Source organism: Erwinia sp. 2186 (genome assembly GCF_057812255.1).
This window is the reverse complement of sequence record NZ_CM173824.1, coordinates 4,219,369-4,240,482: the sequence shown is the minus strand read 5'-3', so window position 1 is coordinate 4,240,482 and position 21,114 is coordinate 4,219,369. Positions and strand designations below refer to the sequence as shown.

Sequence of the window (21,114 nt, the reverse complement as noted above, 5' to 3'; positions counted from 1 at the left end):
GATTGAGACAGAAAAATGGCTGACCGACTGATTTTAACCACTTTCACAATTTTACATTGAAAATACGATGGCTACATTTCCACCGTTTCGGGTTTTTATACAGTATTAAAACCTGATTTTGTGACCCGGCTGGCAATTAGTCGCTGACAGCAGGGACAACCCTTGCCATACCTCTTAAAGATGGGGGCATTCGTCAGCGCAGGTGATGCGGCTGACTTCGCTTGTTACCCCGATGAAGGATCTGGCAATGTCGACGCTCAATCGCAGGGAGTTTGCTGGCCGGACTCACCCGACAAAAATCATTCAGTTTGGCGAAGGCAACTTCCTGCGTGCTTTCATTGACTGGCAAATCGATCTGTTAAACGAACATACCGAGCTGAACGCCGGTGTGGTGGTAGTGCGTCCGCGTAACAGCCAGACCACCCGCAGTCTTAACAGCCAGGACGGGCTCTACACCACGCTGATCCGCGGCGTTAACGATCGCGGCGAAGTGGTCAGCGAACCGCGGCTGATCCGTTCGGTGAATGAGGAAATTCATCCGTGGCGGCAGCACGAGGCGTTTCTGGCGCTGGCGCGGGAAGCGGAGATTCGCTACGTCTTCTCCAACACCACTGAGGCGGGCATCCAGTATGACCCGGCCGATCGGCTGGACGATAAGCCTGCCAGCAGCTTCCCGGCAAAGCTAACCCAACTGCTGTACGCGCGCTGGCAGCACTTCTCCGGTGCGAAAGGGAGCGGCTGGGTGATGTTGCCGTGCGAGCTGATTGATGACAACGGTGAGGCGCTGAAGGCGCTGGTGCGGCGTTACGCGCAGGCGTGGCAGCTGCCCGCAGCGTTTGTGCAGTGGCTGGAGCAGGAAAATACCTTCTGTTCGACGCTGGTCGACCGCATCGTCACCGGCTATCCGCAGGAAGCCCGTGCGATTGAAGCCGAACTGGGCTATCAGGATGCCTATCTGGTGGCCGGTGAGGTCTATTACCTGCTGGCGATCCAGGGGCCGGCGTGGCTGGAGCAGGCGCTCTGTCTGGATCGCTATCCGCTGAATATCCGCCTGGTTGACGACATTAAACCGTTTAAGGAGCAGAAGGTGGCGATCCTGAACGGCGCGCATACCGCCATGGTGCCGGTGGCGTACCTCGCCGGGCTGGATACGGTGGGTGACGCGATGGCCGATGCCGATATCGCCGGGTTTATCGACCGCACCCTGCGGCAGGAAATCATTCCCACGCTGTCGCAGGATCCGGCTGAATTACATGCCTTTGCCGATGCGGTGCTCAACCGCTTCCGCAATCCGTTTATCCGCCATCAGCTGCAGGCGATTGCCCTCAACGGCATGACCAAATTCCGCACCCGTCTGCTGCCACAAATTCTGGCCAGCTGCCAGCAAACCGGTGAGGTTCCGCCGCGTCTGAGCTTTGCCTTCGCGGCGCTGCTGGCCTTTTATCGCGGTAAACGCGGCGACGAAGTTTATCCCCTGCAGGACGACGCGGCCTGGCTGGCGCGCTTTGCCGAACTCTGGCCGCAGGTCGACAGCGGCAAGCTGGCGCCGCAGCAGCTGGTTGACGCCGTTTTCCGCGACTCTGCTCACTGGGGCTGCGATCTGAATACGGTACCGGGCTTAACCGCTGCCGTCACCGAACACCTGCAACGTATTGTCGGCGGCGATATGCGCCAGGCACTGACGCATTTGAACTGAGGAACACCACCATGCAGCGTTATATCAAAATCCATCCAAACGACAATGTGGCGGTTGCCCTCGCGGAACTCGCCGAAGGGGAAACCGTCAGCGTCGGCGAGCAGAACGTGGTGCTGAAGCAGGCCGTCGAGCGCGGCCACAAATTTGCGCTGCTGCCGCTGGCGGTGGGCGAACTGGTGATCAAATACGGTTTGCCGATTGGGCACGCCACGGTGCCGGTATCGGCAGGTGAAATCCTGCATTCCCACAACACCCGCACCAATCTCAGCGATGTGGACGAGTATAGCTATCAGCCCGATTTCGCCACGCTACCGGCACAGGCCGCTGACCGTGAGGTGCAGCTGTTCCGCCGCCGCAATGGCGATGTGGGCATCCGTAACGAGCTATGGATTTTGCCCACGGTCGGCTGCGTTAACGGCATCGCCAAACAGATGGTTAACCGTTTTCTGAAGGAGAGCGACGACGCGGCGGGCATCGACGGCGTGCATCTGTTTACCCATCCTTTCGGCTGCTCCCAGCTGGGCCAGGATCACGAGAACACCCGCACCATGTTGCAGAATATGGTGCGTCATCCCAACGCAGGCGCGGTGCTGGTGATTGGCCTGGGCTGTGAAAACAATCAGGTGGATGTCTTCCGCGAGACGCTGGGCGAATACGATGCCGATCGCGTCAGCTTTATGGCGTTGCAGCAGCATGATGATGAAGTGGAAGCCGGGCTGGAACACCTGCGCCATCTGTATGCCGTCATGCGCGATGACCAGCGCCAACCGGGCAAGCTGAGTGAGCTGAAGTTCGGCCTGGAATGCGGCGGCTCGGACGGGCTGTCCGGCATCACCGCCAATCCGCTGCTGGGCCGGTTCTCCGACCAGATGATTGCCAACGGCGGCACCACGGTGCTGACGGAAGTGCCGGAAATGTTCGGTGCCGAGCGCATTCTGATGAGCCGCTGCCGCGATGAGCAGACCTTTGAAAAAACCGTCAGCATGATCAACGACTTCAAACGCTACTTTATCGATCACCAGCAGCCTATCTACGAGAACCCGTCGCCGGGCAACAAAGCGGGCGGCATCACCACGCTGGAAGAGAAGTCGCTGGGCTGTACGCAGAAAGCCGGGCAAAGCCAGGTGGTTGACGTGCTGAAATACGGCGAGCGCCTGCATCAGCCGGGTCTGAACCTGCTTAGCGCACCGGGGAATGACGCGGTCGCCACCAGCGCGCTGGCTGGCGCAGGCTGCCATATGGTGCTGTTCAGTACCGGACGCGGCACCCCTTACGGCGGCTTTGTGCCGACGGTAAAACTGGCCACCAACAGCGAGCTGGCGGCGAAAAAGCCGCACTGGATTGATTTCGATGCGGGTGCGTTGATCAAGGGAACCGACATGTCGGTGTTGCTGGAGAACTTTGTCGATACGCTGGTGGACATCGCCAACGGCCGTCAGACCAAAAATGAGCTGAATGACTTCCGCGAGCTGGCGATTTTCAAAAGTGGGGTGACGCTGTAGGGAAGGGAATACGGACCGGCTCGCCAGGCAGCGAGCCGGTTAACGCCATCAGGCGCGTTGCTGTTCTTCCTGACGCTGGTCGGCCATACAGGCCGCCGCGGTAAACAGGATATCGGCTGAGGAGTTCAGCGCGGTTTCCGCCGAATCCTGCAGTACGCCGATAATAAAGCCAACCGCCACTACCTGCATCGCCACTTCATTTGGAATACCAAACATATTACAGGCCACCGGGATCAGCAGCAGCGAACCGCCCGCCACGCCGGATGCACCACAGGCACAGATCGACGCCACCAGGCTCAGCAAGATCGCCGTACTGACATCAACCTGAATGCCCAGCGTATTCACCGCCGCCAGCGTCAGCACGGTGATGGTGATCGAAGCCCCCGCCATACTGATATTCGCCCCCACCGGGATCGACACCGAGTAAGTGTCCTCATCCAGCCCCAGCTTTTTCGCCAGCGCCATATTCACCGGAATATTGGCGGCGGAACTGCGGGTGAAGAAGGCGGTCACGCCGCTTTCACGCAGGCAGGTAAATACCAGCGGATAGGGGTTGCGGCGGATTTTCCAGTACACCAGCAGCGGATTGAACACCAGCGCCATCAGCAGCATACAGCCCAACAACAGGCCCAGCAGATGCGCGTAATCCCACAGCGCGGAGAAGCCGGTGGTCGCCAGAATCGAGGCCACCAGTCCGAAAATGCCCAGCGGCGCAAAGCGGATCACCAGCCGTACCAGCGAGGTCACGGCGTTCGAGGCATCATTGAGGAAGGTGCGGGTGGTGTCGCTGCTGTGACGGAAGGCGAAGCCGAGGCCAATTGCCCACACCAGAATGCCGATATAGTTGGCGTGCATCAGCGCATCAAACGGGTTAGCCACCATGCTCATCAACAGGCCGTTGAGCACTTCCAGAATGCCGGACGGCGGGACGATCTGCTGGTTAGCGTCGCTCAGCGTCAGGGTTTGCGGCAGTAGATGGCTGAAGACCACGGCCACCACGGCGGCACAGAACGTGCTGAGCAGATAGAGAATGACGATCGGGCGGATACTGGTTTTGCTGCCGTGCTGATGGTTTGCAATCGAGGAGATCACCAGCACCATCACCAGCAGGGGAGCAACCGCTTTCAGCGCGCTGACAAACAGCGTACCCAGCAGGCTGACAGAATGGGCGCCTTCTTTTGAGAACCACGCCAGGGCAATGCCGGCGATCAGACCGATCATAATTTGAGTGACCAGGCTGCCCTGCATCAGACGCTGCATCAGCCCAGGACTTTTTTCCATACGCATAGTAAAAAACCAGTGTTGTTTTCGATAAATAACAATGCGGCGCTTCAGCATCGTGTGTGCTGAATGGGACGGCATTGGTGTGTTTGCGCGGGTGAGTATAAGGAAATGTGATGGCAGGGGAAGGGAAAAGTCGTGAAAAGTTCGGCTGACGAAAAGAAGCGTGCGGCTAAACAGAATCTCCAGCGGGAAATTGACACCGGGCCGCGGTGAAGCAGCACGGTGTCAGGCAGCGCGTTACTGACTCAGCTTCTTCTGGTCGTTACGGTAATTAACCCAGGCATTAACCAGCAGGGTGATGGCCAGAATGCCGCCGACGGTACCCAGCGAGATCGACACCGGAATGTGGTAGAAATCGACGATCAGCATCTTCACACCGATAAACACCAGCACCACCGCCAGACCATATTTCAGCATATGGAAGCGTTCCGCGACGTTCGCCAGCAGGAAGTACATCGCACGCAGGCCGAGGATCGCGAACAGGTTAGAGGTCAGGACGATAAACGGGTCGGTGGTGACCGCGAAAATAGCCGGAATGCTGTCGACGGCAAAAATCACGTCGCTCAGCTCGACCATAATCAGCACCAGCAGCAGCGGCGTAGCGAACAGCACGCCGTTACGACGCACGAAGAACTTCTCGCCTTCCATGGTTTCGGTCATGCGCATTTTGCTGCGCAGCCAGCGGACGACCGGCTTGTCGCCGACGTTGCCTTCATCGTCACCGCCTTCCATCGCCATTTTGATACCGGTAAAGATCAGGAACGCGCCGAAGAGATACAGGATCCAGCTGAATTCAGAGACCAGCCAGCTGCCGGCAAAGATCATCCCGGTACGCAGCACGATAGCGCCGAGGATGCCGTAGATGAGTACCCGACGTTGAATGGCGGCCGGCACCGCAAAGTAGCTGAACAGCATCAGCCAGACGAAGACGTTATCCACCGCCAGCGCTTTTTCCAGCACGTAGCCCGTCAGGAAAGCCAGGGTTTGCGTATTCGCGATCTCACGGCCGACATTACCGTCGAGGTACCACCAGAAACCGGCAGCGAACAGCAGAGAGAGGGAGATCCACAGCAGCGACCAGAGTGCCGCCTGTTTCATTGACATGGTTTGGGAGCCGCGACGACCCTGCAAAAACAGGTCGATAGCCAGCATAATAACCACGATTACCGCGAAGCTGCCCCACAGCAGAGGCGTGCCAACAGAGTGCATAGACGTATCCTGTAAAATGAAAAATGGCCGACAGAAACAGGGCTGTTGATTTCATCATAGATGACAAACAGACCGATTCCTTTAACGCCAGGTCTCACTCACAGCAGAACCCGTGGTTCTGTTGCCCAACGACCGGGTATCTTCGATACCGTGCTGACGATCGGTTGGCGTAAAAGTTACTCCCCTATGCTGCGGCAGAAGATACGGTCCGCCGCGGCACAGGTCAATCATAACTGGACATATTTAGAAATATTTACACAACCACGTCATCGGGCAACTCATCCGCCGGGAAGACCACGCCGGTCTGGCGACGAATGTCGGTCAGCAGTTTCGCCGTGGTACGGGAGGTTTGCAGGCCCGGATGATTCACTTCGTTGCTCTCTACCAGCCGGGCGAAGGTCTCGGCTTCATACAGCATGGTATTGATATGCTGAGGATGGCTGAGGTCCTGCGAGCGGGCGCCGCGCGGCACAAAGCTGACGCGCTGGCATTCCGAAACGTGCTCAATAACCAGCGATCCCTCTTCGCCCTGGATCTCACTTGGCAGGCCAGACTGGCTGACTTTCGAGTGCAGAAGGGTAACGTCAAAATCGCCGTAATCCATCACCACCGTGCCGTGGGCATCCACGCCGCTGGCCAGCAGCGACGCATTCGCCGACACCTTATGCGGTTCACCCCACAGGCTGACCGCGGTCGCCAGGCAGTAATAACCGATGTCCATAATCGAGCCGTTCGACCAGGCCGGATTAAAGGTATTGGGATTCTCGCCGTCCAGATAGCGCTGATAGCGCGAGGAGTACTGGCAGTAGTTGATCACCGCTTTACGCAGCTTGCCCACTTTCGGCAGGGACGCTTGCAGGATCAGGAAATTGGGCAGGCTGGCGGTTTTAAAGGCTTCAAACAGCACTACCTGATTTTCTCGCGCGCAGGCGATCATCGTCTCGACTTCACGCAGGTTAGACGCCAGCGGCTTCTCACAAATCACATGCTTTTTATGCTGCAGGAAAAGCAGCGATTGCTGGCAGTGCAGGGCGTTCGGGCTGGCGATATACACCGCATCAATGTCGTCCGACTCGGCCATTTGCGCCAGCGAGGTAAACAGATGCTGCACGGGGTAATCGGTGCTGAAGGCCTGAGCCTGGTCCAGTGAACGGGAGTAAACGGCGGTGAGCTTCATTTTGCCGGTTTCATGCGCGGCATCGACAAACTGGCGGGTGATCCAGTTAGTCCCTACAACAGCGAAGCGGATCATGGCGTGTTTTGGTCTCCACACGTTTATGGCGGGAGTGGCGCAGCGCGTTTGCCCTGCCCACGGCGATAACCTTCAGAGTAGCATGTGAGTTCCCGCATGCCGTTTGATTTTTCCTGTATCCTCTTTCACCCTAAGAGGAAAGATTCTCCACCGGGGCACACTGAAAACATGACGACGGGCAGTAAACACGCACTGAACTGGACCAGCATTCTGGTCGCGATCCCGGTTGGCCTGGTGGCGACGCTGGTGACGCTGGGCTTTCGTCAGGCGATTGAGCTGATTAACTCGGTGGTGTTTGGCACCCGGCAGGATGTGACCCAGGCCATCGGCGTCTATCCGTGGTATCTCTGGCCGCTGGTGGTGGGTGTCGGCGGGGTGATTGCCGGTTTTTTCCTGCGTTATGCCACGGCGATTGAACAGAAAGAGACGGTTCGCACCGATTATCTGGAAGTGATCAACGCCCGACTGGATGCCGTGCCGACCAAAACCTCGCTGTTCCGCGCGCTCTCCTCGATTGCCAGTATCAGCAGCGGCGCCTCGATTGGTAAAGAGGGGCCGATGGTGCAGCTTTCCGCACTGAGCGGCAGCCTGATGGGCCGGCTGTGTTTCGCTAAGCTCGCGCTGCGCAACAGTGACATTGTGGCGATGGCCGCCGCCGCCGGGCTGTCGTCGGTTTACCATGCCCCGCTGGCCTCGGCGATTTTCGTGGCGGAGATTGCTTTTGGCATCTCGGCGCTGCAGCGCCTGATCCCGCTGATCATCTCCTCAGGCGTGGCGGTGCTGACCATGTGGACGCTGGGCTACCGTTCGGCGATTTATCCCTTCTCCCATGCGCAGTTTGATTTGACGGTCGGCAACATGCTGCTGACGGTGATCGTCGGCCTGGCGGCCGGTCTGGTGGGCTGGGCGATGATCTGGCTGATCAATCAGAGCAAGCAGCGCTTTGGCCGCATCAAAAACCTGCCGTTCCGGCTGGGATTAGGCGGCGTGCTGGTGGGCGTGATGGCGATTGCCAGCACCAATATTCTCGGCAACGGCTACGAAGTGATTGTCGAAATCATGGCCGGCAGCTTTGTGCTGAAAGGGCTGATTATCCTGCTGGCGCTGAAGATGATCGCCACGGCGGTGTCGGTCGGCTCGAATGCGGTGGGCGGCCTGTTCACGCCCTCGTTGCTGATTGGCGCGGTGCTGGGCGTGGTGATCGCCACGCTGGCGAGCCTGGCCGGCTGGCCGGTCAGCAACACCGTGGTATTCGCGGCGGTGGGGATGGGCGCGGTGCTGGCGTCGGTCAGTCAGGCACCCTTGATGGCGATGCTGATGGTGCTGGAAATGACCCTCAACAGCAGCCTGTTGTTCCCCACCATGATTGCCTGCGTGCTGGCGTCAATGACCGTCTACCGTTTGCAGTCCAGCAGCACCTATCCGGTGATCAAAAACCACTTCAGCCGCTCCGATGCCAAGTTCGATTTTGATAACGGCATCATCTCGCAATTTATCGTTTCTGGCGCGGCGCTGAAGCCGGAAGATACCGTCGGCAAGGCGCTGGCGGTCAGCACGTTAAAACGCGAGCGTTTTGTCTATGTGATCGGTGATGTTGGGCAGTTTCTGGGCGCGGTGTCGATCCATGATATTTCCAGAAAGGTGCTGGATAAAGAGATCACGCTGGATTCCCCGGTCAGCTGCGTGGTGGATGACACCTTCCCGTTTATCTACGAAAATCAGACCATTACCGAAGGCTGGGAAGCCTTTGCCCGCATCACGCTGGAGCGCCTGCCGGTGCTGAATAATCCGGTGGAAAGGAAATACCTCGGCGCGCTGACCAAAACCAGCCTGATCCAGAAAGCCAAAGACTTCCTGTAAGCAGGGGGGCCCGTCACGGGAACCCCTTGCGGATTACAGTCCGTCGGCCGGGTATTCGACCTTCTCGCTCACAGTCCTTCCCGCACTTTCATCACCGCCGCCATCAGCTCCGCCACGCGGCGCGGATCGACCGGCTTCCACCACTGTCCGTCTTCCTTCAGCCACTGGCCGATAATCGCGCCATCGGCGGAGGCAAACAGCGCCGGCACCTGAGACGGTGACAGGCCAGAGCCGACAATCACCGGCAAATTGGTACCGCTGCGCACCTCATTGACCTCGGTGTCGCTGGTGGGGTTGCCGGTGCGGGTGCCGGTGGCGATCAGCACGTCGGCATCAAACCATTCGGCGTCGGTGGCCTGCTCGGGAATGCTGCGGTCGGCGGTAATGGCATGTGCGCCAAACTTAACGTGAACATCGGCGAAAATGGCGACATCGCGGGCGTCGATCATCGCGCGATAGCGCATTGCTTCCGGGGCCGGGCCGTTGATAAAGCCTTCGTTAGCGATATAGGCATTGGCCCACTGATTGACGCGCACCCAACGGGCACCGACCGCTTTGGCAATCGCCAGCGCCGGGATGGCACCGTTGGCGACACAGGTAATGCCGATGGGCGTATCAACGGCATTTCGCACCGCGAGGCAGGCGGCGGTTAACGCAGCCACCGTCTCCGGACCGATATTTTCCGGGCGCGCGAAGGGCAGGTCGCTGGCGTTTTCGACAATAATGCCGTCCACGCCGCCGCGTGACAGCGTCAGCGCATCGGCCACGGCGGCGTCATACACCTCTTTCATCGCCTGGCCGTTATAACGTGGCGCGCCGGGCAGCGGCTTCAGGTGGATCACGCCAATCACCGGTTTCTTCACCTGAAACAGCGTCTCCAGGGCATTACTCTTCTGCGGCAGAACTTGGGGTGCGGCCATATCACTCTCTCTGTAAACGTGCTTGATGGGGTCAGAAGGTCAGCGCAGGCTGGCCTGTTGAAAGGCAGCGAGCTGCTGCCGGTCAGGATAAGAGGACTGAGCGCCAGCCCGTTCGCAGCTGTAGGTGGCGGCAAACACCGCTTCGGTCAGCGCCGCGTCGGGCGATTTGCCCGCCAGCAGGCAGGCGATAAACCAGCCGGCCAGGCAGTCGCCTGCGCCGGTGGTGTCCACCAGCGTTGGCGTCAGCGGGTAGCGTACTTCGAGGTGATCCGTGTCGGTGGTGTAGCTGGCGCCTCTGGCACCCAGCGTGGAAACCACCGCGTTTACCCCAGCCGCCAGCAGCTGTTGCACCGGGTTGTCGCCCAGTTGCGCCAGCGCGCGCTGATTGCAGAACACCACTTCCGCACCCGCCAGCAGCGATTCGATCGAGGCAATGCCGTTGCTGAAGGTGGCGGGTTCCAGATCCAGCGACCATTTGCAGCCGCGCTGACGCGCCTGCTCAATCAGCGGCCACGCGCCTTCGCCATACACCGCGGTATGCACCCAGTCGATGCCGTCTAAGGAGAGGGATTGCACCCATTCAAGGGAGGGATAGAGCGACACGCCGGGCTCCAGCAGCAGTCGCTTCTCGCCGTGCGGTTCAATCAGCACGATGGCGCGGCAGGTGCGGCCAGGCATCTTGCGGCTGACGATCTCAATGCCTGCCTGCTGCAGGCTGATCAGCAGGGAGTCGGCAAACAGGTCATCGCCGGTTTCCACCGCCAGCACCGGGTTGCCGCCGGCCAGACGGCAGGCGAGGGCGGCGTTGCTGATCACCCCACCGGCAGATTCGTTATCAATACGCACGTGCAGCTTTTCATCGGGCTGCGGGATGTGGCCCAGCTGCAGGGTGGTGTCGAGGCTGATATCGCCAACAAATAAGGCCTTTCCCGTCGCCATCAGGTGCGCACCAGATCGATGGCGAAGGCATAGCGGTCGGCGCGGTAATGCACCACTGCATACTCCACCGGCTGCTGTTCTGCATCGTGACTGAGGCGGCGGGCGACCAGGCTGGCGGAGCCTTTCGCCACCTTCAGGCGTCGGGCCAGTTCCGAGCTGACCAGCGCGGCACCGATGGTTTCCTGCGCGCCGGTAATCCGGCAGTCGCAATGCTGTTCCAGCCAGTCATACAGCGACTGGCGGTCCAGCTTGTCGCTGCCCGGCGGCGCATGCAGGTCGAACAGGCCGGGTTTCAGCCAGCTGTAGGAGAGCGCCATCGGCTGGTTATCGGCATTGAGTAGGCGCGAGATGGCATAGGCCTTCTCATGTTCGCCCAGCCCCAGCGCGGCGGCGGCTTCTGCGGGCGGCGTCACCATGCGGGCGCTGAGGGTTTTATAGCTGGCGATAAAGCCGCGACGGCGCATATCTTCGGCAAAGCTCGACATCTGGCTCAGCGGCTGGATAACCTGCGGCGGCAAAACGATCGAGCCTTTTCCCGCCCGGCGGCTGATCAGCCCTTCCTGCTCAAGCTTATCCAGCGCTGCTCTGGCGGTGGTGCGGCTGACGCCAAACACCTGATTGAGGGCCGCTTCGGACGGCAACACGTCGCCCTGCTTAAAGCCGCCAAATTCGATTTCACGGCGAAGCCGCTCGGCGATTTGCCACCAGAGAGGTTGAGTACCGGCAACAAGCGCCTGTTGATCCCATTGCATAAACCCGATCCTGTCCGAGTGAAGTTGGCTCGATAATCAAATGACATGACAACCGTGTCAATACGCGGGGGAACGGGGAAAAACGAGAAGAATCAGGCACTTTTGTCGAACTGGTTGGTATGACATTTGCCGCTTTGTCACCAGTTAACAAGCAATTAGCAGCAGACATTCAGCGGCGCTGAATTCGGCGAATATCGGGCAAAAAACAGCCATACGGAATTTGTATGACGGCGCGCGCGATCGACCCTCGCGCGGCCATTTTTTGGCGTCTGTTAAACCGGTTTGGAGTCCGCCAGCACGCGTCCAAGGAGGTCAAAAATCCGCTTATCCGCGCACTGGGAGACGTTAAAGCGCATAAAATCGCCCGCGTTTTGCAGCTGGCTAAAGGTATTGCCCGGCGCCAGCACCACCCCTTCCTGCAGGCAACGGCGCGAGACGACGGCGGCATCGGTGCCGGTGGGCAGCTGGCACCATAAAAACATCCCGGCATGCGGCACCAGCCAGGGGGTGATCCCAAGGGGTTTGAGTTGCGCCACGGTGTCGCTCATCGCCTGCGCCAGCCGCAGCCGCACGGTTTCCATATGCCGCCGGTAGCCGCCGTCAGTCATCGCGGTCAGCAACAGTTCGGCCGCCATGCGACCGCCGCTAAAGCTGGTGGCGATTTTGAAATCGGTCAGGCTCTCAATCCAGTCGGCGCGGCCGGTGATAAACCCACAGCGCACCGATGCGGTAACCGTTTTTGAAAAGCTGCCGATAAAAATCACCCGCGACAGTCCGTCAAACGCGGCCAGTCGTGGCGCGGCAGACACCTCGAGATCGGCAAAAATATCATCCTCGATAATCACCAGATTTGCCGCATCGGCCAGCTTCAGCAGCCGGTGCGCCGTGACCGGAGAAAGCGTGGCGCCGGTGGGGTTCTGAATACCGGAGTTGGTCAGATACAGCCTGGGCGCATGCTGCTGCAACGCCTGACTGAAGGCGGTGAGATCCGGGCCGGTGGCGGTATAAGGAATGCCGACGACGTTGACCCGATGCGCCTTCAGCAGCGCATGGAAATTGAAGTAGCAGGGATCGTCCACCAGCACGGTATCGCCCGGCTCCAACAGGAAGCGGCAAATCAGATCGACCGCCTGGGTGCCGGATTCGGTCAGCAGGATGCGGCTGGCTTCGGTCTCAACGCCTTCCAGCGCAAGCTTGCGCGCCAGAAACTGGCGCATCCCCGCATGGCCCAGCGGCGTGGCGTAATCGGTCAGCAGCGAGGCGTCCGATCTCGCCAGCGTGCGCATCGCCCGACGGATGCCTTCTTCAAACATCCACGAGGCCGGAAGCCAGCCGCAGCCGGGCTTCAGCATACTGTCATCGGCTTCCAGCGACTGACGAGACATCCACAGCGGATCGATATTTCTGTCGAGTCGCGGGCTGATTTGCGCCAGATCCAGCGGGGCCACCGGGCCACTGACGAAAAACCCGGCACCGGGCCTTGCCAGAATCACATTCTCCGCCGCCAGCCGTTCATAGCCCTCCACCACGGTCGATACCGACACGCCCAGCGTCTTCGCCTGGGCGCGAACCGACGGCAGCCGCGAGCCGGGCAGATAATTTCGGGCGGCAATTTTGCTGCGCACGTCCTGCATCACCATCGCGATACGCGTGAGGTTTTCCGACATCGGGCACTCCAGACTGTAGGGGAAAGTGAACCAGTACAGTTCGTTTGAATTGTACTTGATTGTCTCTGGCCCGGCGGTTTATTTCAATGCTTCAATGCGGCTATCTGCAACAGGGAGAACGCGTGACATGAATCTGAAATCAAATGGCTGGATCAACGGTTTTATCGGCATGGTGATATTCGCCGGTTCGCTGCCGGCAACCCGCGCGGCGGTGGCCGATCTCGATCCGGTTTTCCTCACCTGTGCCCGCGCCACCATTGCCGGATTACTGGGGCTGGCGCTGCTGATGGCTTTCCGCCAGCGGCGGCCTGCAGGTCAGGATATCGCCTCGCTGGCGATCGCTGCGATGGGCGTGGTGGTGGGGTTCCCGCTGCTGACCGCGCTGGCGGTGCAGCATGTCTCTTCCGCCCATTCGATTGTGTTTCTCGGGCTGCTTCCGCTTTGTACCGCCACCTTTGCGGTGCTGCGCGGCGGCGAGCGTCCCCGTCCGGCGTTCTGGCTGTTCTCATTGCTTGGCAGCGCCGCCGTGGCGGGTTATGCGCTGATCGGCAGCGCGCAGGGATCGTTGCGTGGCGATATCTGCATGCTGGCGGCGGTGATTATCTGCGGTCTGGGCTATGCCGAAGGGGCGCGCTTATCGCGCCGGCTCGGCGGCTGGCAGGTGATTTGCTGGGCGCTGGTGCTGTCGCTGCCGGTGATGCTGCCGGCGACATACCTGACGCGTCCCGATTCCTTTGCCAACGTTGGCCTGCCTGCGTGGCTCGGATTTGGTTACGTCTCGGTGTTCAGCATGCTGATTGGCTTTATCTTCTGGTATCGCGGCCTGTCGCAGGGTGGCATTGCGGCGGTCAGCCAGCTGCAACTGTTTCAGCCCTTTATCGCGCTGGGCCTGGCCGCGCTGCTGCTGCACGAAACCGTCAGCTGGTCGATGCTGCTGGTGACCCTGGCCGCCATTGTCTGCGTGGCGGGCGCGAAGCGATTCGCGGTGTGACGGCCGGGCGCTATTCGCTCTCCCGTCCGCGCAGGGACTGCTCGGTCAGCCACAGGCGGGTATCGAATTCCAGCTGGTGGTATTCTGGCTCCATATGGCAGCAAAGCTGATAGAACGCCTTGTTGTGATCCTTCTCTTTGATGTGCGCCAGCTCGTGCACCACGATCATCCGCAGAAACGCTTCCGGTGCCTGCTTAAAAATGGTGGCGACGCGGATCTCCGCCTTGGCTTTCAGCTTGCCGCCCTGCACGCGCGAAATGGCGGTATGCAGACCGAGCGCGTGCTTCATCACTTTTATTTTGCTGTCGTAGATCACTTTGTTCAGCGGCGGCGATTTGCGTAAGGTCTGGTTCTTTAAATCCAGCGCGTAATCGTACAGCGCTTTATCGCTGGTGATGCTGTGGCTGGTGGGATAGCGCTTCTGCAGCACTTCCCCCAGACGCTGCTGATCGATCAGCGTTCTGACCTGAGAAAGCAGGGATTCGGGGTAACCTTGCAGGTAAATAAGCGACGACATGCTGACTCCAGGAAAGAAAAAAGTTTACTGTTAGCCCGTTTTAGGGGATAAATCGCGGGAATTTTACCACGCCGGAGATCCCATGAGCCAACTCGAACTGAGCCACCGCACGCTGACGCTGCACCGTTTCCCCCAGACGCGCGAAGAGAGCCCGTTACAGGCCTGGGATGCTGCCGATGAATATTTGCTGCAACATATGGCCGATATTCAGACCAATGGCCCCGTTTTCCTGTTCAACGACACCTTTGGCACGCTGGCATGCGGACTGTACGGTGAAGAGCTTTACAGCATCAGCGACTCGGTGATGTGCGAGCTGGCCACGCGTCAGAACCTGAATGAAAACGCGATGGACGAAGGGGACGTGAAGTTTATCAACAGCCTCGCGCCGCTGACCATTACCCCTGCCGTGGTGCTGATCAAGATCCCTAAAACGCTGGCGCTATTAGAGCATCAGTTACGTTCACTGCGTAGCGTGGTCACGCCTGAAACGAAAATTATTGCCGCAGGCAAAGCGAAAGACATTCACACCTCGACGCTGAACCTGTTTGAACGCGTGCTGGGCGTCACCAAAACCTCGCTGGCGGTGAAAAAAGCGCGTCTGATCTTCTGTGAACCGACGCTGCCGGCGCTGGCCGATGCGCCAATGACCTCGATCTGGCCGCTGGACGACACGCAGTACGAAATCCACAACCACGCCAACGTGTTTTCCCGCAGCGGTCTGGATGTGGGCGCGCGCTTCTTTATGGCGAACCTGCCAGAAGGAATTGAAGGCGAGATTGCCGATTTGGGCTGCGGTAACGGCGTTATTGGCCTGACCGCGCTGGATCAGAACCCGGCTGCTGAAGTGCACTTTATCGATGAATCCTGGATGGCGGTCGCCTCCAGCGAGATGAACGTGGAAGTGAACCGTCCGGATGACATGGATCGCTGCCACTTCTCGGTGAACCATTCACTGGCGGGCTTCCCGTCGAATACCTTCCATGCGGTGCTGTGCAATCCGCCGTTCCATCAGCAGAACACGCTGACCGACTATATTGCCTGGCAGATGATGCGCGATTCCTATCGCTGTCTGCAGGAAGGCGGCGAGCTGCGCGTGGTGGGTAACCGCCATCTGGACTACTACCGCAAAATGAAGAAACTGTTTGGCAACTGCACCACCGTGGCTTCTAACCAGAAGTTCGTGATCCTGCGTTCGGTGAAGATGCGCTAGCGCTGTCGCGACAGACAAACAAGGCGGCACCTGCAACGGGCCGCCTTTTTTTTTTATGCGCTTAATCCTGCCTGCGGATCCACGAAAAACGCTGCTGATAGCCGTGATCGAAGTGGCTGTTGCGGCGGTAGCTGGCCTGCGCTTCCGCCATGCAGTAAGTGCATATTTCGCTCAGTTCAATCTGTGCTTCCGGCACCCCTTCACGCATCGCCATCCTCTTAGCCAGCAGCGGCAGATCAAACCACACTCCACCGGTGGTGCCTTTCGCCTGTGCGCGAACCGCATCGCGGTTAACCGGCTGCACGGTTGAGAAGGCGATCAGCCCGGCGAGATCATGAGGGTTCTCCTGCTGGATGCCCGCAATGCGTTCGTCACCCAGCTCATAGCAGCAGGGACAGATTGCCGGACCAATGGCCATCATCAGGCTGTCCGGCGTGGCGCCGCGTTCACACAGGCGTCGCAGGGTATTGATCAACACGCCGCCCAGCGCGCCGTTCAGTCCGGCATGGACGGCGGCAACCTGCTTGTGTCGGGTATCGGCAATCAGGATCGGCAGGCAGTCGGCGGTATACACCGCGACGGGCCGCGTGCCGGTGCCAATCAATCCGTCCGCCTGCTGGCTTTTGACCGGCAGCGCCTCGGTATCCAGTACCACGTTGGGGCTGTGACGCTGATGGTTATAGATGCTCTCTTCCGGCGGACGCTCACCGGCGGGCAGGAAAGCGTGATCGAGCCAGCTCAGCGAAGAGAGCAGGGGAGAGCGATAGGGTTGCGGCATGTTCCAGTCCTTTACGTCATCAGCAGGCGAACAATCTCTTCACATTACGGGGGAGATGCTACATTTTTAAGGCGTTAATTCGAAAGCCTTTCTATCCCTTTATTCTGGCAGGAGATCACCACCCTTGAAAATGAAAACCACCACCACCTTAAGTGCCGCCGTGCTGATGGCGCTGGCGCTGTCTGGCTGTGCCCCTCACAAACAGGATGCTGCCAATCAGCTGAATCAGCAGTCGGTGATGGCGCTTAACTGGTTCCAGCAGTCGGGTGAATATCAGGCGCTGGCGTATCAGGCGTTTAATTTTGCCACGCTGGCGTTTGATAAAGCCCCGTCGCTGACCGGCAAGCCGAAGGCGGTGATCGTCGATCTGGATGAAACGATGATCGATAACAGCGCTTACAGCGCCTGGCAGGTGAAGGCGAACCAGCCGTTTGCCGATAAGAGCTGGTCACAGTGGACCCAGGCAAAACAGGCCACCGCCGTACCGGGCGCGGTCAACTTTGCCAACTACGTTAACAGCCACGGCGGCACCATGTTCTATGTCTCCAACCGCGACAGTAAAGATGCGGCGGCCACGGCGGCAAACCTGACCCAACTGGGCTTCACCGGGGTGAACGATAAAACCCTGCGCCTGAAGAGCGACAGCTCAAACAAGCAGGCGCGATTTGATGCGATCAAGGCGGAAGGCTACGACGTGGTGCTGTATATCGGCGACAACCTTAACGACTACGGTGCCGCGACCTGGCATCAGGGCAACGCCCAGCGTCGTGCTTTTGTGAACCAGAACAACCGCCTGTTCGGCACGCAGTTCATTATTCTGCCTAACCCGCTGTACGGCGACTGGGAAAGCGGATTAGGCGAAGGCTATAACAAGCTGACGCCAGAGCAGAAGCTGCAAACCCGTGACGCCAACCTGAAGGCGTGGAGCGGTAAATAAGCCGCTGAACCGCCTGGCAGGATCGCCTCTGCCAGGCACGTAAAACGCCGTCGTTTAGATCGACAGCGCCAGCTGGGTGCCCTGCGCAATCGCGCGGCGGGCATCCAGCTCCATCGCCACATCCGCACCGCCAATAATATGCAGCGGCTTACCCAGGCGGGTGAGCGAAGCTTCCAGCTGACGGTTAGGCTCCTGACCGGCGCAAATCACCACGTTATCGACGGCCAGAAGCAGCGGCTCGCCCTCGCGCAGAATATGCAGGCCGCGGTCATCAATCTTCAGATACTGCACGCCGCCCCACATGTTCACCGCCCGCATTTGCAGGCTGGCGCGGTGGATCCAGCCGGTGGTTTTACCCAGTCCGGCCCCCGGTTTTCCGGGCTTGCGCTGCAATAACCAGATCTGCCGTTCCGCCGTCGGCAGCACCGGCGGCACCAGTCCGCCGGGCTGTTGCAGGGTCCGATCGATGCCCCACTCCTGGCAAAAGGCGGCAATATCCAGGCTGGTGGACGGCCCGTGTTGGCTGAGGTATTCGGCAGTATCGAAACCAATTCCGCCAGCGCCAATCAGCGCCACGCGCGGGCCGACCGGCTTTTTATCGCGCAACACGTCCAGATAGCTGAGCACGGAAGGGTGATCCAGGCCGGGGATGTCCGGCAGGCGCGGGGTAACGCCGGTCGCCAGCACGATCTCATCAAATTCGGTCAGTTGCTCAGCGCGGGCCGCTTCATTCAGCCTCAGAGTCACGCCGGTCAACGCCAGCTGGCGACGGTAGTAACGCAGGGTTTCGCTGAACTCTTCTTTGCCAGGGATCTGCCGGGCAATATTAAACTGGCCGCCAACCTCAGCCGCACGGTCAAACAGCGTCACCTGATGGCCGCGCGCGGCGGCATTGACCGCAAACGCCAGCCCCGCCGGACCGGCGCCAATCACCGCCAGCCGTTTTACGTTCTGCGTCGGCGTAACCGGCATCTCGGTTTCATGGCAGGCGCGCGGGTTCACCAGGCAGGAGGTGATCCGGCCGGCGAAAATCTGATCCAGACAGGCCTGATTACAGCCGATACAGGTATTGATCCGGTCGCTGTGCCCGGCGCGGGCCTTGCTGACCCACTCTGCATCGGCGAGGAACGGCCGCGCCATCGAAATCATATCCGCACAGCCCTCATCCAGCAGGGCTTGCGCCACGTCAGGATGATTAATGCGGTTAGTGGCGATCAGCGGAATGCTCAGGTGCTGGCGAAGTTCCCGGGTGACCCAGCCAAACGCGCCGCGCGGCACCGAAGTGGCGATGGTGGGGATCCGCGCTTCGTGCCAGCCGATGCCGGTGTTGATCAGGCTGGCCCCCGCGCGCTCAATGGCTTTCGCCAGCCGGATGCTCTGCGGCAGGGTGTTGCCCTGTTCAACCAGATCCAGCATCGACAGGCGGAAGATAATGATAAATTCCCGGCCGACCGCTTCCCGCACCGCCTTAACAATCTCCACCGCAAAGCGCATGCGGCGGCTGTCATCACCGCCCCAGTCGTCCTGGCGCTGGTTGGTGCGTGCCGCCAGAAACTGATTAATCAGATAGCCTTCCGATCCCATGATCTCCACGCCGTCATACCCGGCCTCTTTCGCCAGTGCGGCGCAGTGCGCAAAGTCGCCGATCAGCGCCAGAATATCGTCGCCATTAAGCTCATGCGGCTTAAACGGGTTAATTGGGGCCTGCAGCGGCGAAGGGGCAACCAGCGAAGGCTGATAGCTGTAGCGTCCGGCATGCAGGATTTGCAGCGCGATTTTGCCGCCGGCCTGGTGCACCGCGTCGGTGACCGGGCGATGATGCGCCAGCTGATCCGCATGATTAAGCACCGACGCGCCGGCCATCACCACGCCTTCCGCCGACGGCGCAATGCCGCCGGTAACAATCAGCGCCACGCCCGCCGCCGCGCGCTCGGCATAGAAGGCGGCCAGACGGCGCGGCCCGTCCGGGTGCTCTTCCAGCCCGGTATGCATGGAGCCCATCAGCACGCGGTTCTTCAACTGGGTAAAACCCAAATCAAGCGGAGAGAACAAGGAAGTGTTCATAAGACCCTGAAAGTGAGTGGTCGGATGAGTGCTACTGTAGCGATGAAAAGCCCATTGTTAAAGTGTTGTTAACCGGAGTGTGATGTGCCGCCAGGTATTGCGCTTTTTCAGCGGCGTAGCGCGAAAGAAGCAACTACACCTAATGCATCCTCTGACTCTTTTCTTCAAGGAATTAGCATGCCTGTAACCATCATAGCGGTTGGCGTGATCCTGCTTCTGGTGCTGATGATCGTCTTCAAAGTGAATGGCTTTATTGCGTTGGTGTTTGTCTCGGCGGTGGTCGGCGTGGCGGAAGGCATGACGCCGCTGGCGGTGGTGGCCTCGATCCAAAAAGGCATCGGCGGCACGCTGGGCAGCCTGGCGATGATCCTCGGGTTTGGTGCCATGCTCGGCAGGCTGGTGTCCGATACCGGCGCGGCGCAGCGGGTGGCCACCACGCTGATAGCCGCCTTCGGTAAAAAGCATCTGCAATGGGCGCTGGTGGTCACCGGGCTGATTGTCGGTCTGGCGATGTTTTATGAAGTAGGCTTCGTGCTGTTACTGCCGCTGGTGTTTACCATCGTGGCGGCGGCGCAGATGCCGCTGCTGTACGTCGGCGTGCCGATGGTCGCCGCCCTGTCGGTGACCCACTGCTTCCTGCCGCCGCACCCGGGCCCGACGGCGATCGCCACCATCTTTGGCGCCAATATCGGCACCACGCTGCTGTACGGGCTGATCATCACCATTCCGACGGTGATCGTCGCCGGGCCGATTTTCTCCCGTTTCCTGAAAAGCTTCGAGCGCGAACCGCCGGAAGGCCTGTTCAATCCGAAGATCTTTGAAGAACACGAAATGCCGGGCTTCTGGATCAGCATCTTTGCGGCGGTGATCCCGGTGATCCTGATGGCCATCGCCGCGATCTGCGAGCTGACCATGCCGAAAGAGAATGCGCTGCGTCAGTTCTTTGAATTTATTGGTAATCCGGCCGTGGCGCTGTTTATTTCGGTCGTGGTGGCGGTGCTGACGCTGGGCCTGCGCAACGGCCGTAAGATGGAAGAGGTGATGGAGATGTGCGGCAGCTCGATTGCCGCCATCGCCATGATTGTCTTTATCATCGCCGGCGGCGGGGCGTTCAAGCAGGTGCTGGTCGACAGCGGCGTTGGCAACTATATCGCTGACCTGATGAAAGGCTCGTCGCTGTCGCCGCTGCTGATGTGCTGGACCGTGGCGGCAATGCTGCGCGTGGCGCTGGGATCGGCCACCGTGGCGGCGATCACCACCGCCGGGATCGTTACGCCGATTATCGCCATCACCCATACCGATCCTGCGCTGATGGTGCTGGCGGTGGGATCCGGCAGCGTGATCGCCTCGCACGTCAACGATCCGGGCTTCTGGCTGTTTAAGGGCTACTTCAATCTGACCGTGGTGGAAACGCTGAAAACCTGGACGGTGATGGAAACGCTGATCTCGTTCCTCGGCCTCGGCGGGGTGTTGATCCTCAACGCCATTATTCACTGATGATTCCCGCCCGATCTCCCCTCGGTGGGACGATCGGGC

17 protein-coding genes are annotated in these 21,114 nt (G+C 59.7%); 7 read left to right on the top strand and 10 right to left on the bottom strand.

What is annotated here, in order from left to right:
* The first annotated feature begins 247 nt into the window (after positions 1–247).
* Positions 248–1,696: a tagaturonate reductase gene (locus ACXKZG_RS19795; protein ID WP_488875334.1), complete on the top strand. Its 1,449-nt coding sequence runs from the start codon at positions 248–250 to the stop codon at positions 1,694–1,696.
* A gap of 11 nt (positions 1,697–1,707) precedes the next feature.
* Positions 1,708–3,198 (top strand): UxaA family hydrolase, encoded by a 1,491-nt coding sequence (locus ACXKZG_RS19790; protein ID WP_013200549.1) that lies wholly within the window; start codon positions 1,708–1,710, stop codon positions 3,196–3,198.
* A gap of 48 nt (positions 3,199–3,246) precedes the next feature.
* Here the strand turns inward: ACXKZG_RS19790 and sstT are convergent, their stop codons facing one another.
* From sstT to ACXKZG_RS19775, 3 genes are all read right to left on the bottom strand, one after another.
* A complete protein-coding gene (gene sstT, locus ACXKZG_RS19785) occupies positions 3,247–4,479 on the bottom strand; it encodes a serine/threonine transporter SstT (RefSeq protein ID WP_041692199.1) in 1,233 nt (410 codons plus the stop codon).
* A 240-nt stretch (positions 4,480–4,719) separates the two neighbouring features.
* The gene (locus ACXKZG_RS19780) at positions 4,720–5,691 is read right to left on the bottom strand and encodes a TerC family protein (protein WP_346566888.1); all 972 of its coding nucleotides are present in this window, start codon (positions 5,689–5,691) and stop codon (positions 4,720–4,722) included.
* Positions 5,692–5,944: 253 nt separating this feature from the next.
* Positions 5,945–6,943: a Gfo/Idh/MocA family protein gene (locus tag ACXKZG_RS19775; protein ID WP_013200552.1), complete on the bottom strand. Its 999-nt coding sequence runs from the start codon at positions 6,941–6,943 to the stop codon at positions 5,945–5,947.
* A 168-nt stretch (positions 6,944–7,111) separates the two neighbouring features.
* On the opposite strand from ACXKZG_RS19775, the gene ACXKZG_RS19770 reads away from it, so the two are divergent.
* Positions 7,112–8,803 (top strand): chloride channel protein, encoded by a 1,692-nt coding sequence (locus ACXKZG_RS19770; protein WP_346566890.1) that lies wholly within the window; start codon positions 7,112–7,114, stop codon positions 8,801–8,803.
* Positions 8,804–8,871: 68 nt separating this feature from the next.
* Here the strand turns inward: ACXKZG_RS19770 and ACXKZG_RS19765 are convergent, their stop codons facing one another.
* The 4 genes from ACXKZG_RS19765 to ACXKZG_RS19750 all read right to left on the bottom strand — a co-directional run bounded on the left by ACXKZG_RS19765 (position 8,872) and on the right by ACXKZG_RS19750 (position 13,081).
* Complete coding sequence (locus ACXKZG_RS19765; RefSeq protein WP_134823345.1) at positions 8,872–9,723, bottom strand: BtpA/SgcQ family protein; 852 nt, start codon at positions 9,721–9,723, stop codon at positions 8,872–8,874.
* 39 nt (positions 9,724–9,762) lie between these two features.
* Positions 9,763–10,662, bottom strand: coding sequence for a carbohydrate kinase family protein (locus ACXKZG_RS19760; protein ID WP_134823346.1), 900 nt, complete (start codon positions 10,660–10,662; stop codon positions 9,763–9,765).
* Complete coding sequence (locus ACXKZG_RS19755; protein ID WP_134823347.1) at positions 10,662–11,414, bottom strand: GntR family transcriptional regulator; 753 nt, start codon at positions 11,412–11,414, stop codon at positions 10,662–10,664. The genes ACXKZG_RS19760 and ACXKZG_RS19755 overlap by 1 nt, the downstream gene beginning before the upstream one ends.
* 272 nt (positions 11,415–11,686) lie before the next feature.
* Positions 11,687–13,081 carry an aminotransferase-like domain-containing protein gene (locus tag ACXKZG_RS19750; RefSeq protein WP_488875333.1) on the bottom strand — a complete coding sequence of 465 codons (1,395 nt, stop codon included), beginning with the start codon at positions 13,079–13,081 and terminating at the stop codon, positions 11,687–11,689.
* A 127-nt stretch (positions 13,082–13,208) separates the two neighbouring features.
* On the opposite strand from ACXKZG_RS19750, the gene ACXKZG_RS19745 reads away from it, so the two are divergent.
* The gene (locus tag ACXKZG_RS19745) at positions 13,209–14,072 is read left to right on the top strand and encodes a DMT family transporter (protein ID WP_013200558.1); all 864 of its coding nucleotides are present in this window, start codon (positions 13,209–13,211) and stop codon (positions 14,070–14,072) included.
* A 10-nt stretch (positions 14,073–14,082) separates the two neighbouring features.
* On the opposite strand, the gene ACXKZG_RS19740 is transcribed toward ACXKZG_RS19745, so the two are convergent.
* Positions 14,083–14,589 (bottom strand): M48 metallopeptidase family protein, encoded by a 507-nt coding sequence (locus tag ACXKZG_RS19740; protein ID WP_134823350.1) that lies wholly within the window; start codon positions 14,587–14,589, stop codon positions 14,083–14,085.
* Between the two features lie 82 nt (positions 14,590–14,671).
* On the opposite strand from ACXKZG_RS19740, the gene rlmG reads away from it, so the two are divergent.
* On the top strand, positions 14,672–15,799 hold the full coding sequence (gene rlmG, locus ACXKZG_RS19735) for a 23S rRNA (guanine(1835)-N(2))-methyltransferase RlmG (RefSeq protein WP_151038394.1): 1,128 nt from the start codon (positions 14,672–14,674) through the stop codon (positions 15,797–15,799).
* 61 nt (positions 15,800–15,860) lie between these two features.
* On the opposite strand, the gene ACXKZG_RS19730 is transcribed toward rlmG, so the two are convergent.
* Positions 15,861–16,577: a purine nucleoside phosphorylase YfiH/LACC1 family protein gene (locus ACXKZG_RS19730; RefSeq protein WP_013200561.1), complete on the bottom strand. Its 717-nt coding sequence runs from the start codon at positions 16,575–16,577 to the stop codon at positions 15,861–15,863.
* 130 nt (positions 16,578–16,707) lie between these two features.
* Between ACXKZG_RS19730 and ACXKZG_RS19725 the strand changes: the two genes are divergently transcribed.
* A complete protein-coding gene (locus ACXKZG_RS19725) occupies positions 16,708–17,514 on the top strand; it encodes a 5'-nucleotidase, lipoprotein e(P4) family (protein ID WP_106381808.1) in 807 nt (268 codons plus the stop codon).
* A gap of 54 nt (positions 17,515–17,568) precedes the next feature.
* Here ACXKZG_RS19725 and ACXKZG_RS19720 read toward each other — a convergent pair whose 3' ends face one another.
* A complete protein-coding gene (locus tag ACXKZG_RS19720; protein ID WP_488875332.1) occupies positions 17,569–19,578 on the bottom strand; it encodes a 2,4-dienoyl-CoA reductase FMN-binding domain-containing protein in 2,010 nt (669 codons plus the stop codon).
* Between the two features lie 177 nt (positions 19,579–19,755).
* Between ACXKZG_RS19720 and ACXKZG_RS19715 the strand changes: the two genes are divergently transcribed.
* Entirely contained in the window at positions 19,756–21,075 is a 1,320-nt protein-coding gene (locus tag ACXKZG_RS19715) for a gluconate:H+ symporter (protein WP_013200564.1), read from the top strand.
* Positions 21,076–21,114 lie beyond the last annotated feature (39 nt).

Coding starts and splice junctions, on each gene's coding strand:
- sstT (WP_041692199.1), bottom strand. CDS start 4,479: ATGGAAAAAAGTCCTGGGCTGATGCAGCGTCTGATGCAGGGCAGCCTG.
- ACXKZG_RS19730 (WP_013200561.1), bottom strand. CDS start 16,577: ATGCCGCAACCCTATCGCTCTCCCCTGCTCTCTTCGCTGAGCTGGCTC.
- ACXKZG_RS19770 (WP_346566890.1), top strand. CDS start 7,112: ATGACGACGGGCAGTAAACACGCACTGAACTGGACCAGCATTCTGGTC.
- ACXKZG_RS19755 (WP_134823347.1), bottom strand. CDS start 11,414: ATGCAATGGGATCAACAGGCGCTTGTTGCCGGTACTCAACCTCTCTGG.
- ACXKZG_RS19720 (WP_488875332.1), bottom strand. CDS start 19,578: ATGAACACTTCCTTGTTCTCTCCGCTTGATTTGGGTTTTACCCAGTTG.
- ACXKZG_RS19780 (WP_346566888.1), bottom strand. CDS start 5,691: ATGCACTCTGTTGGCACGCCTCTGCTGTGGGGCAGCTTCGCGGTAATC.
- rlmG (WP_151038394.1), top strand. CDS start 14,672: ATGAGCCAACTCGAACTGAGCCACCGCACGCTGACGCTGCACCGTTTC.
- ACXKZG_RS19790 (WP_013200549.1), top strand. CDS start 1,708: ATGCAGCGTTATATCAAAATCCATCCAAACGACAATGTGGCGGTTGCC.
- ACXKZG_RS19725 (WP_106381808.1), top strand. CDS start 16,708: ATGAAAACCACCACCACCTTAAGTGCCGCCGTGCTGATGGCGCTGGCG.
- ACXKZG_RS19795 (WP_488875334.1), top strand. CDS start 248: ATGTCGACGCTCAATCGCAGGGAGTTTGCTGGCCGGACTCACCCGACA.
- ACXKZG_RS19760 (WP_134823346.1), bottom strand. CDS start 10,662: ATGGCGACGGGAAAGGCCTTATTTGTTGGCGATATCAGCCTCGACACC.
- ACXKZG_RS19750 (WP_488875333.1), bottom strand. CDS start 13,081: ATGTCGGAAAACCTCACGCGTATCGCGATGGTGATGCAGGACGTGCGC.
- ACXKZG_RS19765 (WP_134823345.1), bottom strand. CDS start 9,723: ATGGCCGCACCCCAAGTTCTGCCGCAGAAGAGTAATGCCCTGGAGACG.
- ACXKZG_RS19715 (WP_013200564.1), top strand. CDS start 19,756: ATGCCTGTAACCATCATAGCGGTTGGCGTGATCCTGCTTCTGGTGCTG.
- ACXKZG_RS19740 (WP_134823350.1), bottom strand. CDS start 14,589: ATGTCGTCGCTTATTTACCTGCAAGGTTACCCCGAATCCCTGCTTTCT.
- ACXKZG_RS19775 (WP_013200552.1), bottom strand. CDS start 6,943: ATGATCCGCTTCGCTGTTGTAGGGACTAACTGGATCACCCGCCAGTTT.
- ACXKZG_RS19745 (WP_013200558.1), top strand. CDS start 13,209: ATGAATCTGAAATCAAATGGCTGGATCAACGGTTTTATCGGCATGGTG.